Source organism: Microbulbifer sp. MKSA007, from assembly GCA_032615215.1.
GTDB lineage: Bacteria > Pseudomonadota > Gammaproteobacteria > Pseudomonadales > Cellvibrionaceae > Microbulbifer.
This window is the reverse complement of sequence record CP128433.1, coordinates 762,768-779,387: the sequence shown is the minus strand read 5'-3', so window position 1 is coordinate 779,387 and position 16,620 is coordinate 762,768. Positions and strand designations below refer to the sequence as shown.

15 protein-coding genes are annotated in these 16,620 nt (G+C 53.2%); 6 read left to right on the top strand and 9 right to left on the bottom strand.

The features are described from left to right. Window positions 1-41: 41 nt before the first annotated feature. The 3 genes from cgtA to rplU form a co-directional block, all read right to left on the bottom strand. Window positions 42-1,250, bottom strand: a complete 1,209-nt coding sequence (gene cgtA, locus QT397_06170; protein WNZ56932.1) for an Obg family GTPase CgtA — start codon at window positions 1,248-1,250, stop codon at window positions 42-44. Window positions 1,251-1,439: 189 nt separating this feature from the next. Next, window positions 1,440-1,697 (bottom strand): 50S ribosomal protein L27, encoded by a 258-nt coding sequence (gene rpmA / locus QT397_06165; protein WNZ56931.1) that lies wholly within the window; start codon window positions 1,695-1,697, stop codon window positions 1,440-1,442. A 17-nt stretch (window positions 1,698-1,714) separates the two neighbouring features. Then, window positions 1,715-2,026 (bottom strand): 50S ribosomal protein L21, encoded by a 312-nt coding sequence (gene rplU / locus QT397_06160; GenBank protein ID WNZ56930.1) that lies wholly within the window; start codon window positions 2,024-2,026, stop codon window positions 1,715-1,717. 249 nt (window positions 2,027-2,275) lie between these two features. Here rplU and ispB point away from each other — a divergent pair, with 249 nt between their 5' ends. Beyond that, complete coding sequence (ispB, locus tag QT397_06155; protein WNZ56929.1) at window positions 2,276-3,238, top strand: octaprenyl diphosphate synthase; 963 nt, start codon at window positions 2,276-2,278, stop codon at window positions 3,236-3,238. Window positions 3,239-3,491: 253 nt separating this feature from the next. After that, on the top strand, window positions 3,492-4,121 hold the full coding sequence (locus QT397_06150; GenBank protein WNZ56928.1) for a hypothetical protein: 630 nt from the start codon (window positions 3,492-3,494) through the stop codon (window positions 4,119-4,121). 91 nt (window positions 4,122-4,212) lie between these two features. On the opposite strand, the gene QT397_06145 is transcribed toward QT397_06150, so the two are convergent. Next, on the bottom strand, window positions 4,213-5,559 hold the full coding sequence (locus QT397_06145) for a phosphomannomutase (GenBank protein WNZ56927.1): 1,347 nt from the start codon (window positions 5,557-5,559) through the stop codon (window positions 4,213-4,215). Further along, complete coding sequence (galU, locus tag QT397_06140) at window positions 5,556-6,407, bottom strand: UTP--glucose-1-phosphate uridylyltransferase GalU (GenBank protein WNZ56926.1); 852 nt, start codon at window positions 6,405-6,407, stop codon at window positions 5,556-5,558. The genes QT397_06145 and galU overlap by 4 nt, the downstream gene beginning before the upstream one ends. Before the next feature lie 316 nt (window positions 6,408-6,723). Here galU and fabA point away from each other — a divergent pair, with 316 nt between their 5' ends. After that, window positions 6,724-7,248: a 3-hydroxyacyl-[acyl-carrier-protein] dehydratase FabA gene (gene fabA / locus QT397_06135; GenBank protein ID WNZ56925.1), complete on the top strand. Its 525-nt coding sequence runs from the start codon at window positions 6,724-6,726 to the stop codon at window positions 7,246-7,248. A 67-nt stretch (window positions 7,249-7,315) separates the two neighbouring features. Beyond that, window positions 7,316-8,539: a beta-ketoacyl-ACP synthase I gene (gene fabB / locus QT397_06130; protein ID WNZ56924.1), complete on the top strand. Its 1,224-nt coding sequence runs from the start codon at window positions 7,316-7,318 to the stop codon at window positions 8,537-8,539. Between the two features lie 59 nt (window positions 8,540-8,598). On the opposite strand, the gene QT397_06125 is transcribed toward fabB, so the two are convergent. From QT397_06125 to QT397_06110, 4 genes are all read right to left on the bottom strand, one after another. Further along, on the bottom strand, window positions 8,599-9,447 hold the full coding sequence (locus tag QT397_06125; GenBank protein ID WNZ56923.1) for a sugar nucleotide-binding protein: 849 nt from the start codon (window positions 9,445-9,447) through the stop codon (window positions 8,599-8,601). A 15-nt stretch (window positions 9,448-9,462) separates the two neighbouring features. Continuing rightward, window positions 9,463-10,086 (bottom strand): single-stranded DNA-binding protein, encoded by a 624-nt coding sequence (ssb, locus tag QT397_06120; protein WNZ56922.1) that lies wholly within the window; start codon window positions 10,084-10,086, stop codon window positions 9,463-9,465. 172 nt (window positions 10,087-10,258) lie between these two features. Next, window positions 10,259-11,410: an MFS transporter gene (locus QT397_06115; GenBank protein ID WNZ56921.1), complete on the bottom strand. Its 1,152-nt coding sequence runs from the start codon at window positions 11,408-11,410 to the stop codon at window positions 10,259-10,261. A gap of 90 nt (window positions 11,411-11,500) precedes the next feature. After that, the gene (locus QT397_06110) at window positions 11,501-12,907 is read right to left on the bottom strand and encodes a mannose-1-phosphate guanylyltransferase/mannose-6-phosphate isomerase (GenBank protein ID WNZ56920.1); all 1,407 of its coding nucleotides are present in this window, start codon (window positions 12,905-12,907) and stop codon (window positions 11,501-11,503) included. A 159-nt stretch (window positions 12,908-13,066) separates the two neighbouring features. Between QT397_06110 and uvrA the strand changes: the two genes are divergently transcribed. After that, a complete protein-coding gene (gene uvrA, locus QT397_06105; GenBank protein WNZ56919.1) occupies window positions 13,067-15,892 on the top strand; it encodes an excinuclease ABC subunit UvrA in 2,826 nt (941 codons plus the stop codon). Between the two features lie 88 nt (window positions 15,893-15,980). Continuing rightward, complete coding sequence (locus tag QT397_06100) at window positions 15,981-16,580, top strand: hypothetical protein (GenBank protein WNZ56918.1); 600 nt, start codon at window positions 15,981-15,983, stop codon at window positions 16,578-16,580. The last annotated feature ends 40 nt before the right edge of the window (window positions 16,581-16,620 follow it).

Genomic DNA, 16,620 nt, shown 5'->3' with positions numbered 1-16,620 from the left:
CTATTGAGCGAGCCAGGCTAACTCAGCTCGCTCCATGCCATTTAAGAGCGATACTCGACATCCACATCGTGGTCGTCGTCATCATCCCAATCCTCATCGTCATCCACCTGCCCCTTGGCAGCTTTGCGCTTGGCGCGATGACTCTCTCTCAACTCTTCAATTCGCTCGCGAGCTTCGCGCTGCATTTGACGCTGCGCTTCCAGCTCCGCCACAGCCAAGTCGGGATCTCGCTCTTCGATTTCCTGGCGCTCTTCCAGGTAGTCCATCAAGCGACCACCGAGGGCATCGGTACCCTCCTTCCGAATAGCTGCCACACGAAACACAGGTCCTTCCCAACCCAGGGCATCCACTACCGCCTGGCAGCGCTCTTCCAGCTCAGCAGCGGGAACCAGGTCGGTCTTATTCAATACCAACCAGCGTTCGCGCCCGGCCAGGGTAGGGCTAAAGGTGGACAGCTCGTGCTCAATGGCTCGGGCATTCTCTACCGGATCAGAGCCATCGAAGGGAGCCAGGTCAACCAGGTGCAACAAAACTCGACAGCGAGTTAAGTGCTTGAGGAAACGAATCCCCAGGCCCGCCCCTTCGGCTGCCCCCTCAATCAGGCCGGGAATATCTGCAATCACAAAGCTGCGATGCTTCTGAACCTGCACCACCCCCAAATTTGGTACCAGGGTAGTAAAGGGGTAGTTGGCCACTTTCGGTTTGGCCGCAGAGACGGCGCGAATAAACGTGGATTTGCCCGCATTGGGCAGCCCTAACATGCCCACATCTGCCAGAACCTTCAGCTCGAGCTTGAGACTGCGCATTTCACCCTCAGTGCCGTGTGTGGTCTGACGCGGCGCACGGTTAGTACTGGACTTGAATCGGGTATTACCCAGGCCGTGGAAGCCACCCTGGGCCACCAGCTGACGCTCACCGGCTTCGGTCATATCGCCGATAGTCTCGCCGGTATCCGCATCAATGATCGTGGTGCCCACCGGCACCTTAAGGACCAGGTCCTCACCCTTGGCGCCAGTGCAGTTGCGTCCTCGACCCGGCTGACCACTTTCAGCGGCGTAGCGGGGCTGGTAGCGGTAATCCACCAGGGTGTTCAGGGAATCATCAGCTTCCAGGTACACGGAGCCGCCATCGCCGCCGTCACCACCATCCGGGCCACCCTTCTCAACAAATTTTTCCCGGCGAAAGCTCAGGCAGCCATTGCCGCCCTTGCCTGCCTGCACAGAGATGGGCGCCTCATCGACAAACTTCATAATCACTCCACCGCCACAGCGGTTGTCTCATCCGGTGCGCAGATGCGCGCACTATCATCATACCAGCCGACAAGCCGCCTCCTGTGGGCAACTGCCACCCTAACTTCCCGTCGCGGTCTTTTTGCGACTTTTCCAACAAAAAAGCCCCGCAATAGCGGGGCTTTTTATGAAGCTTGGGCTAATGACCGCTTAAGCAGTTTCGATAGAAACGAACTTGCGGTTGTTGGGGCCCTTAACTTCAAACTTCACAACGCCGTCCGCAGTGGCGAACAGGGTGTGGTCTTTGCCCATACCAACGTTAACACCGGCGTGGAACTTGGTGCCACGCTGACGAACGATGATGTTGCCTGCTGCTACAGACTGGCCGCCAAAGCGCTTCACGCCCAGGCGTTTACTCTCGGAATCGCGACCATTTCGCGTACTACCGCCAGCTTTCTTATGTGCCATGAGTCGTTACTCCTCTCTTATGCCTTGATGCCAGTGATTTTAACTTCGGTGTACCACTGACGGTGGCCCTGGCGCTTCATGGAGTGCTTACGACGACGGAACTTGATGATTTTCACCTTCTCGCCGCGGCCGTGGCTTACCACTTCAGCAGTTACTTTAGCGCCATCTACAATAGGAGCGCCAATGCTGATCTTGTCGCCATCGACAACCATGAACACTTTATCAAAATCAATGGATTCGCCAGTTGCTACTTCCAGCTTCTCCAGGCGAAGTACTTCGCCTTCTTCTACACGGTGTTGCTTGCCACCGCTCTCAAAAACAGCGTACATATTTCTATGCTCCGGTAAGGACGACACGAAGCAGCGGGAGGACCAGTAAGTCACTGCTCCGCATTTCGGGAGCTTGCGCCGTGTGTTTAACATCTATTCGCCAAAAGGCCCGCAGACGACCCAATAGCCGCAAAGAGCCCGCAATTGGCGGGGCGCAGATTCTAATCAATTCGCCGGGTTGATACAATAGCGCCCCTTCGCCTTCCGGCCCCCGGGAGGCCTCTGTCTAGTCGTATAAGGAACTCTCACATGCTGCCTTTTCACCGGGTCGCCGCCGAAGACTTTGCTGCGGTTAACCAGCGCATTCTCGATCAACTGCACTCGGACGTTCCCCTGGTGGAAAATATAGGTCACTACCTGGTCGAAGCCGGGGGCAAGCGCCTGCGCCCACTACTGGTACTGCTTTGTGCCAAAGCTTGCGGCTATCAGGGTGAGAACCATATCGATCTCGCCACAATTATCGAGTTTATTCACACTGCTACCTTACTGCACGACGATGTTGTAGACACCTCTGACATGCGCCGCGGCCGCCTTACCGCCAATGCCAAGTGGGGCAATGCGCCCAGCGTACTCGTGGGAGATTTCCTCTATTCCCGCGCCTTCCAAATGATGGTTGCTCTGGAAGACATGAGCATCATGGCAATACTCTCAGAGACCACCAACACCATCGCAGAGGGTGAAGTACAGCAGCTGGTCAACGCCGGTGATCCCGCAGTAAGCGAAGAGAATTACTTCACCGTTATCCACAAAAAGACTGGCGCACTGTTTGAAGCCGCCTGTGAAACCGCTGCCGTATTAGCCAGCTGTTCCAGTAAAGAACAAACTGCACTGAAACTCTACGGCCGACACCTGGGACTCGCCTTCCAGCTGGTTGATGACGCTCTTGATTATCGCGGTAATTCGGAAGAACTGGGTAAAAATGTTGGGGATGACCTGGCGGAGGGCAAGCCGACCCTGCCCTTGATCTACACCATGGCCAACGGCAGCAAGGACCAGGCACTGCTAGTAAAAACTGCAATTGAACAGCGCAGTGCGGAAAAGCTCAGTGAAATAGTAGAGGCCATTGAAGCCTGCGGTGCTCTGGACTACACCATGGATCGTGCCCGGGCCGCTGTAGAAGACGCCAAAAAGCAATTGGCCTTTATGCCCGAGAGCGAACAAAAAACCGCCCTGCAGCAATTGGCGAGTTTTGCTATCGAGAGAAACGTCTAGAAGTAAATGCTGCTCGGGCTATATCGATAGCGCGGGCAGCGCCGCTACCTTAAGCACAATGCGAAGCAACGCTGTTCCCACCCCCTCGAACAGCTACCACCCCTGACCGGACTCCAAGATTTATTCGTATCTATTTTCCTCTGCCCCTTCAACATTAGGTACGATTGTTCCTCTTGTTATTTCAAGCGCCAACACCAATTCCTCAGGAGCAAAAATAACGAGAAAAATATAATTGGTATAGAGAGATCGGCACATGAGAAGCTCTACTGCGCTTTATCAGCTTAGAAATTACCCGGAAATGTTCTTAAAAAATAACCTAGTGAGAATTACCGGTACAAAAGATACTGGAGTCATGGATTATCAATTCGGGACCTACACCATGGGTATGGGCGCACCTGGTATCGATAGCCCCAATGAAATTTTTGCTTTCCACCGCCAAGGGGTCTTTATCGAAGATCCACAAACAATCAAAGTCCACCATATTCGCATGATCGATTGGGATGAAGACCTTGCCCTAGATCGCCTTGAGCCCTACCAAATGCGCAGCGGTGCCGACATTATGATTACCGGGCAACTCAGTGACTGCTGTTTCTGTATTGGCGGGCGCAATGCGAATATGCCAGCCGTTGCTCATGTTCGCCCAAGGAAAAAGCAGGGACTCAATGGCAAGGCCACACACAATGAAATTATCAATCGGGGAAAGTTCAGGTTTTTAGGTAACGTCACAAAATCCCTTGGGCGCTCAACCCTAAGGCCCCACCATCATCTCTACTCCGACTACGCCTATGTTATTGGAGTACGGGTTAAGAACCAGTGGCAAATCTTCGCTCAACACGTAAAGACTCCCAAAGGCCCCATCCAAGCTGTCACCCGACTCTTATAACTTTTTTAATAAAGCCAGATAAGTAACTTCAAGCACCCTCAAATCAAAAAGCCCCGCAGTTGCGGGGCTTTCTAATATTAAAAAACGAGTATTAACCGATAAGCTTAAGCAGCTCCTCTGTTTTCTCCCGCATTAATTCCTCACTTCCGCGGGATTCAACATTCAAGCGAACAACCGGTTCAGTATTTGACATACGCAAATTAAAACGCCACTCGGGGTAAACGATACTCAACCCATCCACGTGCTCAACGCTGTCAGCTGCAGGTCCATACTTTTCCTCTGCCGCCTTTAACAGTGCTGCAGCATCCTGAACCTTAGAGTTAATCTCCCCCGAACAGGGGAAAGCAGCCATGCGCTCACCAACAAGCTGTGACAGCGATTTACCACTGCGACTTACCAACTCAGCAACCAATAACCATGGAATCATACCGCTATCGCAGTAGGCAAAATCCCGGAAATAATGATGCGCACTCATTTCACCGCCATAAATGGCATCTTCCTTGCGCATGCGCTCTTTAATAAAGGCATGGCCGGTTTTACTCTGTACCGGCTCTCCACCAGCAGCGCGGACAATATCCTCGGTATTCCAGAGCAGGCGTGGATCATGAACAACTTTGGCACCGTTGTTTTTTGCCAGGAAAGCTTCTGCCAGCAAGCCAACAACATAGTAACCTTCAATAAAATCACCACTTTCATCGAAGAAAAAGCAGCGATCAAAATCACCATCCCAGGCTATACCAAAATCAGCACCGCTTGCCCGCACTGCCTCGGCAGTAGAATTGCGGTTTTCTGGCAAAATTGGGTTGGGAATACCGTTGGGAAAGTTGCCATCGGGCTCGTGGTGAACTCGCACAAACTCAAACGGCAGGTGTGGAGCCAGCGCATCAACAACCGCCCCCGCACCACCATTACCCGCATTAACCACCAATTTTAATGGTTTCAATGCAGTATTATCGATATACCCCAATAAGTGCTGCACAAAATCAGCGCGGTGTTCAAAGCGCTGCAAAGTACCTCTTTGCTCAACCGGAGCAAAGTTGTTTTCTTCTGCCAAGCGCTTGATATCCAGTAGACCGGTATCACCACTGATTGGACTACTACCTGCACGGACAAACTTCATGCCGTTGTAGTCCATAGGATTGTGACTAGCAGTAACACAAATACCGCCGTCAAAGTCCCCGTGGAAATTGGCAAAGTAGACCTCTTCTGTACCGCACTCGCCGATATGGAAAACATCGGCACCCGCATCTCGTAATCCATTGACCAGCGCATCAGTTAACTCACCACTGGTAAGCCGAATATCATGCCCAACAACTACTCGACGAGCATTCAGGAACTGGGCAAAGGCACGCCCCACTCGATATGCAACATCGATATTAAGTTCATCGGGAACACGGCCGCGAAGATCATAAGCCTTAAAGCAAGTCAGCTCACTCACTTAGCCTTCTCCTTAGCAACCTGCTCCGGCAAGTAGACATTTTCGTAAACGTGGTTGGTTGCATCGATAAAGCCTTCTACAGAACCACAGTCAAAGCGTCGACCTTTGAAGGCATAGGCTAATACGCAGCCCTGCTGAGCTTGCGCCATCAGCGCATCGGTAATTTGAACCTCACCATTTTTGCCTGGAGGAGTATCACGGATCAGATCAAAGATATCCGGTGTCAGGATATAACGACCAATAATCGCCATATTACTGGGGGCATCTTCCGCTGCAGGCTTCTCCACCATATCGGTAACTTGGTAAAGCCCAGGCTTAATCTCATTGCCACCGATCACACCAAATTTATGGATCTGCTCTTTCGGGACTTCCTCTACCGCAACAATACTGCAGCGGAATTGCTTATATAGCTGAACCATTTGCCCCAAAACGCCCAAATCTTCATTCAGACACAGGTCGTCAGCTAACACAACCGCAAACGGCTCATCACCAATCAGGCGATGGCCTTGTAAAATGGCATCACCCAGACCTCTCATTTCACCCTGGCGTGTATAAGAAAAGCTCGCCCTATCGATCACTTTACGCACTGAGTCCAGGTAACGTTCTTTGCCGGTACCGGCGATCTGGTGTTCCAACTCAAAGTTGGTATCAAAGTGATCCTCTATCGCGCGCTTGCCTCGCCCTGTCACAAAACCGATCTCCGTCAGCCCTGCCTCTATAGCTTCCTCAACGCCATATTGAACCAGTGGTTTATTCACCAATGGCAACATCTCTTTCGGCATTGCCTTAGTGGCAGGAAGAAAACGAGTGCCGTAACCGGCAACAGGAAATAGGCATTTCTTGAGCATTCTGCCCCCTAATCAATTCAAAACGGCGCACCCCTGCGCAGACCCGGCAACTTATCATAGCCTCGCGACAGGAGCACTTACACTCGATAACGTTAAACTTGGCTCATAGTGTGAATTCCCCGAGGACAAGTACTGAAACTAAACAAATATATTAGGGATTTAATACGCTAAATCAGCAGTATTTGTGAAGACAATTCTCGCGCCAGTCACAAAAAGCGACTTGACCGACTGGACAAGCGACACAGACCCCTTAGAATGCCCGCTCTTGCAAAAGTGTCCAATCTCAATTGCATAACCACCCACTAACGGGGAAATGATGAGTAATTTTGTACAAAAAAGTGAGTATACCAGAGAGGAGCTCCTGACTTGCTCCCGCGGTGAGATGTTCGGCCCAGGCAACGCCCAGTTGCCGGCTCCCAATATGTTGATGCTCGATCGTATCACCCATATATCCAAGGAAGGTGGTGCTTTCGGCAAGGGAGAGCTGATCGCTGAGCTCGACATTCACCCCGACCTATGGTTCTTCGACTGCCATTTCCCCGGCGATCCCGTAATGCCTGGATGCCTGGGCTTGGACGCTATGTGGCAGCTGCTGGGCTATTTCCTTGCCTGGAAAGGCAACCCCGGCCGCGGCCGCGCACTGGGCTGTGGTGAAGTTAAATTTACAGGCCAGATCCTCCCCACCAGCAAGAAGGTGACTTACCATATCCAGATGAGCCGGATTGTTGAGCGCAGGCTTGTTATGGGTATTGGCGACGGCAGTGTCTCTGTGGATGGAAGAGAAATTTACACAGCAAAGGATCTTCGCGTAGGCTTATTTACCCGTACGGACAATTTTTAAACTCGTTTAAGACTAATACCGGTAGAAACCATCAGTCCTCTGCCGACAAGCTATGCTGGAGATCACTATGCGTCGGGTCGTCATTACCGGAATGGGTATCACTTCCTGTATCGGTACCAACACTAAAGAAGTCACCGAGTCACTGAAAACTGGTCGAAGCGGCATCCGCTTCCAAGAAGAGTATAAGGAGCTCGGCCTGCGCAGCCATGTGGCTGGGCCTGTGGACATCGATTTCAAAGAGCATATCGATCGCAAGCAACTTCGCTTTATGGGCGACGCTGCAGCCTATGCGTACATTGCCATGCGTGAGGCAATCGAGATGTCGGGCCTGCAGGAGGCGCAGATATCTAATCCGCGCACGGGTATCGTGATGGGCTCTGGCGGCACATCCACTCAGCAGATTATTGACGCTGCACATACTCTGAAGGAAAAAGGTGTTCGCCGTGTAGGCGCCTACCGCGTGCCCCAGGTAATGAACAGTACCGTTTCCGCATGCTTAGCCACTCCATTCAAAATCAAAGGGGTGAACTACAGTATTTCCTCCGCTTGCGCTACCAGTGCCCACTGTATAGGAAACGGAGCTGAGCTTATCCAGATGGGTAAGCAGGATGTAGTGTTTGCTGGCGGTGGTGAGGAACTAGCCTGGAGTTTGACTCACTTGTTTGACGCTATGGGCGCCCTCTCAAGCAAATATAACGATACTCCGACAAAAGCATCACGCCCCTACGATGCCGATCGCGATGGCTTTGTGATCGCCGGTGGTGGTGGCTGTCTGGTGCTCGAAGAAATGGAACACGCCGTGGCTCGCGGTGCGACCATCTATGCGGAGCTGACCGGTTACGGCGCAACTTCCGATGGTTACGATATGGTTGCCCCAAGCGGTGAAGGCGCCACCCGCTGCATGCAGCAGGCTCTGGCCGGAATGGACGGCAAAGGCCTGCAGGGTAGCGTGGATTATATCAATACCCACGGCACCTCTACGCCTGTAGGCGATGTCGCCGAATTGAAGGCCATGCGCGAAGTCTTCGGGGATACAGTTCCGGCATTCGCCTCTACCAAATCTCTGACAGGCCACTCTCTGGGAGCTGCAGGGGTTCAGGAGGCCATTTATAGCCTGCTGATGATGCAGAATAACTTTATTGCTGCATCAGCTAATGTAGAGAACCTCGACCCCGCTGCGGAAGGCATGGACCTTGTCCGCCAGCTGCGTGAGACTGAAGTCAAACGGGCTATGTCCAATAGCTTTGGCTTTGGCGGAACTAATGCTTGCCTGATATTCGATAAAATCTAATCGAAATAAAAAGGGCGCCGCGAGGCGCCCTTTTTATTGACTGCACAACAGAAACCAAACTATTCCGGAGTCGCGTGTAAGCGCTCCAACCACAGCTCAACCTGGCGTGTCAGTCCCTGTCTCCAGCTCCGCTGCTGAACACCAAAGACATCCCGCAGCTTGCCACATGAAAGTACTATGCTGCGATCCCGCTTCTCAGCCTCATCCCCTAATGAAGTAAATTGCGCAAAGCGCTCTTCATCGTAAAAAGCCTGGGCGCGCTCGACCACCTCCAGGGCAAACTCCATCGCTGTGCAGCTATCAGAACTACCGTAGTGGTAAACGCCTCCTGCCTTGGCCCCGCTAGCGAGCTGCTGGGCAACCGCCACTGCGACACGAGCCATATCCACCACTGTCACCGGGTTACCGTTGTTCCTTCCATCCAGGGCTAAAGGCTCCCCAGACACAAAGTTGCGTAAAATACGCCCTAACAAGGCATCCTGACCACTATCCACCATCCAGCCAAAACGCAAAATCGTCAGGTTTTGCAGCCCATTAAAGGCATCTTCGCAGGCCAGCCATTCGCGCCCACTCAAGGACTGTGGTTCTGCGGGCTCATCTTCGTCATAGCGGCGGCGCTCACCGCCAGAAAAAACTTGGTAGGATGAGAGATGAATAATATGTTCACAGGGTGCAGCACAAAGCCGCTTACTCACCAGCAGTGACTCCGGCATGCCTCGATTGTCGGCACAGGCGGAGGCATTAATCACAATTGAGCCCGGTCTCAATTGATCGATTTCCCCGGGGGTCAACTGCTGTATGCGAAAGCCTGCGCGCTGCAGTCTTTTTTGCAGCGCACCATCAATCTCATTACCTGCTGTGATAATGGCGACGGTATCCGGCATATAACCTGTATTCAATTCAGACACTGGTAAATCCAGTTCTTAGAACGGGATATCGTCATCAAAGCTATTATCGAAACCACCGGCAGGACCCTGGTTCGGCTGTTGCTGGGGCTGCTGGTTAGCTGGTGCCATCGGTGAGGGAGCGGTACGCCCCTGCCCGTATGCCTCCTGGCCGCCCTGCTGCTGGTAGCCACCCTGGAAACCGCCGCCCTGTTGGTCAAAACCGCTGGAACCACCCATCGGCTGGCCGCCACCCATTTGACCACCTGCGGCTGCACCCATTCCAGCGCCACCCATACTCTGACCAAAGCCGCCCTGCTCACCGCGACCGTCCAGCATCTGCATTTCGCTGGCAACGATTTCAGTGGTGTAGCGGTCCTGGCCGGAATTCTTATCCTGCCACTTACGGGTGCGTAGAGAGCCCTCTACATAAACTTTGGCCCCCTTGCGCAGGTACTCACCGGCGATCTCAGCCAGGCGGTTAAAAAATACTACGCGATGCCACTCAGTGCGCTCCTGCTGCTGGCCAGTCTGCTTGTCTTTCCAGCTCTCACTGGTAGCCAGGCTGATGTTGGTAACAGCACCGCCACTCGGCATATATTTGGTTTCCGGGTCATTCCCCAGATTACCGATCAGAATTACTTTATTAATACCCCTGGCCATGGCCCTCTCCTCTCGTCAACCCGGGCTCCACCCGGGGCAATAAACTATTTAAACAATCAATTAATCTATCAAGTGTTATGAAATACCGTCAGTGTTGCATTGCAACATCGGTAAATATTGTATTTTTATCCAGTAGGATACAATAGCGGCTCAATGTTAGTAAGCGCTACCTTCACGCTCTCTCGCGCAAACCCCACCACAGCAACATCCATAGCAGCAGCACCACCAAACCCAGAGCAGCAACTGCGGAAGCGCCCCCCAGACCGAACAGCAGGCCACCCAGGCTACCGCCGACAAAGGTGCCAAAGAACTGTAAAGTCGCGTAGAGCCCCGTAGCTGCGCCCCTCGCTTCCGCCGGAGCCTTCCTGGTTAGCTGCGCCGGCAGCAGGGCTTCAAGCAGGTTGAAACCGGTGAAGAACACTGCCAGCAAGACTACCAGCATCCAGGTGCTTACAGACAACAAGGCCGCACTGCCACCGATCAAAGCTAAACAAGCAAAATTAAGCGCAAAAGGCACCCGATCACTTTTCTCTGCCGCCCTCATCATTGGCAACATCAGCAGGAAGGTGCCGAGCATGAGTGGTCCATACAATTTCCAGTGCTCGCTCGCCGGCCAATCCAATCTATCGACTAGCACCAATGGCAGGGCGACGAACAATGCAGTGAGCAACAAGTGGGAGAAAAAGGCCCCAGAAACCAAGCGCCAAACAAGACCGCTTTTAACTACCGTACGAAAACCACTACCATAAACTGCCGGCCGCTTAGCCGCCCCCGGAGTTGGCACCAAGCGCCAAACCAATAATCCACCCAGCAGTGCTAATCCAGCAGTGACCCAGAAAATTGCCGGCAAGCCGCCCACACCGGCCAGCGCCGGCCCCAGGATCACCGCCAGCATAAATGCGACACCAATAGACGCTCCGATAATCGCCATCGCAATACCGCGCTTTTCATCGCGGGTTAAGTCGGCGACCAGCGCCATCACAGCCGCGGCAATGGCACCACAACCCTGCAGTACCCGCCCCACAATAAGGCCGTAAACCGAATCCGTCAGTGCAGCGATGACACTGCCCAGGGCAAACAGTGCAAGGCCGGTATAAATAACCGGCTTGCGCCCCCAGCGATCGGACAGGAGCCCCAGAGGAATTTGGAGTACCGCCTGACTCAAGCCATAGGCACCCATTGCCAGCCCCAGCAGCATCGGCGTGCTATCGCGATAGCCCTCGCCGTACACAGTGAGAACCGGCAAGACCATAAACAGGCCCAGCATACGAAAGACATACAGGGAAGCCAGCCCACCCAGGGCGCGGCGCTCAATGGAATTCATGCAAATCCCGGAACAGCATCAAATAGGGCGCGCATTGTACAGTGAGCCGCCTCCCGGCTGTAGGGGAAACAGCACAACTTTTATCCACAACTAGTTACGACCGTACTCATCATCGAGGCGGACAATGTCATCCTCCCCGAGATAACTGCCGGATTGCACCTCGATCAGCTCCAAGGGAATCGTACCGGGGTTCTCCAAACGGTGGACCACCCCCAGGGGGATATAAGTCGATTGGTTCTCGGTGATCAGGACCTCTTCTTCACCCCGGGTAACCTTCGCAGTTCCCTGCACCACAACCCAGTGTTCAGCGCGATGGTGATGCATCTGCAGGGATAGCTGCTGGCCCGGCTTCACCACAATACGCTTCACCTGAAAGCGTGGACCCGCATCAATCGAGTCGTAGTAGCCCCAGGGCCTATATACTTTGCGGTGCCTTTGGGCCTCACTGCGGCCAGTGCTCTTGAGGTTATTGACCAGTTTTTTGACTTCCTGGACCCGTTGCCGGTCAGCGATCAGAAGCGCGTCATCAGTATCGACAACCACCAGGTCGGATACACCGAGAAGGCTGACCAAGCGGCTCTCACCACGCACCAGGCAGCGCTGGGAGTCTTCTTGCAATACATCACCCTGGAGCAAATTGTCATTGGCATCGCGTTTTGCCAACTCCCACAGCCCCTGCCAGGAGCCCACATCGCTCCAACCCGCATCCATAGGTACAACTGCCGCGGATTCCGTCGGCTCCATTACTGCATAATCCACAGACTCGTCTGCGCAGGCTGCAAAAGCCTCTCTATCCACCCGGGTAAAATCCAGATCCCTCGCGGCACTCTTATAGGCACTGCGGCAGGCTGTGAGAATATCTGCACGGTAGCGCTCCAACTCCTCCAGATAGCGGGAAGCGCGGAACAGGAACATGCCACTGTTCCAGGAGTAATCCCCGGAGGCCAGGTAAGCTTCAGCGGTTTCAGTGTCCGGCTTTTCGACGAACTCCGCCACTTTCCAAGCAGTTTCCGCCAATTTATCCCCGCGCCGAATGTAGCCGTAGCCGGTCTCCGCCCGGGTCGGCACAATACCAAAGGTGACCAGATGCCCCTGCTCAGCCAGGGCTCGGGCCGACTCTACAGACTCCTGAAAATTTACCTCGTCGGAAACGGCGTGGTCTGCCGGTAATACCAGCAGTAAAGGGTCAGCTCCTGACTCCAGTGCTGCCAGGGCAGCCAGGGCAATAGCCGGTGCAGTATTGCGCGCGCAGGGCTCCAGTAAAATGGACTGGGCTCCGTGGCCGATTTCCTGCAATTGCTCGGCGGCGGCAAAACGATGCTCTTCGTTGCATACCAGGATCGGCGTCTGTAATGGCTCAATGCCCTCCAGGCGCCTTACGGTTGCCTGTAACATCGTTTCACCACCGATAAGGGGTAGGAACTGTTTGGGGTAGGCCTCGCGAGAGAGTGGCCACAGGCGCGAGCCGGTGCCACCACAGAGAATCACAGGAATCATCGAATGCTATCTGCCTGAATGTCGGGTATTGCGAAAGACAATTTTCGCACATCAGGTGGCGAGTTTATACTTGACTGTTTTTCCGGCACCGCAGTTGTGATCGCCCCGCGCGGAGCAAGTCCGAGGCCCGGCCCAGTATTAGCAGCATATAGGTAGAGCGTGGACACGATTTATGTAAGGGGTGCTCGCACCCACAACCTGAAGAATATCGATCTGGACATTCCCCGCGATAAACTGATCGTTATCACCGGCCTGTCCGGTTCCGGCAAATCTTCCCTGGCCTTTGACACCCTCTACGCAGAGGGGCAGCGCCGCTACGTGGAATCACTCTCCACCTACGCCCGTCAATTCCTGTCGATGATGGAAAAGCCGGATGTGGATACCGTCGAGGGGCTATCACCGGCTATTTCAATCGAGCAGAAGTCCACCTCTCACAACCCCCGCTCCACTGTCGGCACCATCACAGAGATCTATGACTACCTGCGGCTGCTGTTTGCCCGGGTTGGAGAACCCCGCTGCCCCGAGCACGACGAACCCCTGCAAGCCCAGACGATCAGCCAGATGGTGGATCAGGTACTGGCTTTACCGGAAGGCAGCAAGATTATGTTGCTGGCGCCGGTAGTTCGCGATCGAAAGGGTGAGCACCAGCACGTATTTGAACAATTGCGCCGGGACGGATTTGTGCGGGCACGGATCGACGGAGTTATCTGTGACCTGGACGACACCCCCAAGCTGGATAAGCGCCGCAAGCACACCATTGAGGTGGTGGTAGACCGCTTTAAGGTGCGTGAGGACCTGCAACTGCGTTTGGCGGAATCCTTCGAAACTGCCCTGAATCTCACCGACGGTATCGCCTCCATCAGTTTTATGGATGGAGACCAGGAAGATCGCCTCTTCTCTGCCCGCCACGCCTGCCCCGTCTGTGACTACTCACTGGATGAGCTGGAACCCCGCCTATTCTCCTTCAACAACCCTGCGGGCGCCTGCCCCAGCTGTGACGGCCTGGGCGTCAAGCAGTTCTTCGATGAAGACAAGGTAATTATCGATTCGGAAAGCAGTATTTCCGAAGGCGCCATTCGCGGTTGGGACAGACGCAACATTTACTATTACCACATGCTCGACTCCCTCGCCGAGCACTACGGTTTCGATCTGGATAAGCCCTGGAAAAAATTACGCAAAGCCCACCGCAAGGTTATCCTGCAGGGCAGTGGCGACGAAGAGATAGACTTCAGCTACGTCAATGATCGCGGCGATGTCACCGTGCGCCAGCACACCTTCGAGGGCATTATCCCCAACTTCCAACGCCGCTATCGGGATACCGAGTCCCAATCGGTACGGGAGGAGTTAGCCAAGTATCTGAGTACACAAAAATGCCCAGAGTGCCACGGTACCCGCCTGCGCCGCGAGGCCCGTCATGTCTTTGTGGATAACCGCACCCTGGCGCAAATTACTGAGCTGCCTGTAGGCGATGCGTTCGAGTATTTCGACCATGAGCTGGCTTTTAAAGGCGCCCAGAAAGAGATTGCCGATAAGATTCTCAAAGAGCTGCGCGATCGATTCCGCTTCCTCGTCGATGTCGGCCTGAATTACCTGACCCTAAACCGCAGTGCAGAAACCCTCTCCGGCGGCGAAGCGCAGCGCATTCGCCTCGCCAGCCAGATCGGCGCCGGCCTCGTGGGCGTAATGTATATTCTCGACGAGCCCTCTATCGGCCTACACCAGCGGGACAACGAGCGCCTGCTCAACACCCTTACCCACCTGCGCGATATCGGCAATACGGTTATTGTGGTGGAGCACGATGAGGATGCCATTCGCAGTGCTGACTTTATTGTCGATATTGGCCCCGGTGCCGGTGTCCATGGCGGAGAGGTCGTGGCAGCGGGCACCGCCGATAAAATTACCAAATGTAAGAAGTCCCTAACCGGTCAGTACCTCTCCGGCAAAAAGAAAATTGCCGTACCGGAAGAGCGCTACGTACCCGACCCGGACTATTTGTTGCGTCTCGAAGGCGCCAGTGGAAATAATTTACAGGACGTCGATCTGAAAATCCCAGTAGGATTATTTACCTGTGTAACCGGTGTATCGGGCTCTGGTAAGTCCACCCTGATCAATACAACCCTCTATCCACTTGCCGCCACTGCACTTAACAAAGCAACAACCCTTAAGGCCTCCCCCTATAAAGAGGTGCACGGCCTGGAGCACTTCGACAAATGCGTGGATATTGATCAGAGTCCTATCGGGCGCACTCCTCGCTCAAATCCGGCAACTTATACCGGTATTTTTACCCCAATTCGCGACTTGTTTGCCGGCACCCAGGAAGCCCGCTCACGGGGCTATAAACCCGGGCGCTTCAGCTTTAACGTCAAGGGTGGGCGTTGTGAAGCCTGCCAGGGCGACGGGGTGATTAAGGTAGAAATGCACTTTTTGCCGGATGTCTATGTACCCTGTGATACCTGCCACGGCAAGCGCTACAACCGCGAGACCCTGGAGGTACACTACAAGGGCAAAAATATCCACGAAGTATTGGAAATGACCGTGGAAGATGCACGGGAATTCTTTGACCCTGTGCCCGCAATCGCGAAGAAGTTGCAAACCCTAATGGATGTCGGCCTCTCATATATCAAGCTGGGCCAGGCTGCCACCACTCTCTCAGGTGGTGAAGCCCAACGGGTAAAACTCTCCCGCGAGCTATCCAAACGAGACACTGGGCAAACCCTGTACATCCTCGACGAACCGACTACCGGCCTGCACTTTGCCGATATCCAATTACTGCTGGATGTTCTGCATCGCCTGCGCGATCACGGCAATACCATCGTAGTGATCGAACACAATCTGGACGTGATCAAAACTGCAGACTGGATTATAGACCTTGGCCCGGAGGGTGGCTCTGGCGGCGGGCAAATTATTGCCACGGGGACACCTGAGGATGTTGCAGAAATGGACATTTCCCATACCGGGCGCTTTCTAAAAACCATGCTGAACTAATTGAATAGGAAAGGATGCCAATCTATAGATCGGCATCCTTTCTTGCTCAATTCACTTAAAAATAACTAGTAGGTAGGTGCGACAAGATATGAAGTTATTCAATCGCGACCGCTTAAACTCAGTGATCGCAGTAAGTGCAATTATGATTTCTCTGGCATCCTTCTATGCCACCTATTTACAAGCCAGAGCTGCCAATCAACAAGTCAAAATAATGACAATGCCTGTTATTCAGTTCAGCCATGGCAACTATGACGAGGAGAGCAATCAAAGCAAAATTACATTTGGCTTTCGCAATGCTGGGGCCGGCCCTGCCATCCTAAAATCCGTTAGCTTTAAATATAAAAATGTAGAATACTCAAGCACCCATGATTTTTTGCGCGCCTGCTGTCAGGAAGAGCATAAAATGATGAAAAATAAATTTAATAGAAACTATAAAAATCACCACCCACCCCTTGACGAAGGCTTTCAAAGCTCTTCAGAAATAAATGAAGTTATCATTCCCGCACAATCGGAGTACCCTTTCTATTCTTTAAGTCGTGGCACTGCAACTTCTGAACTATGGGAAAAAATTAATCAAGAAAGATGGAACCTTTCAATTTCCGCCTGCTTCTGCTCCCCACTGGGAAATTGCTATGAATCAAATTCAAAGAAAATCTCTATGGAAGTAAATCAGTGCCCTGACAATTAACCACTTTAATAGGCAGATTCTTAGCGTTAAAACCCATTCA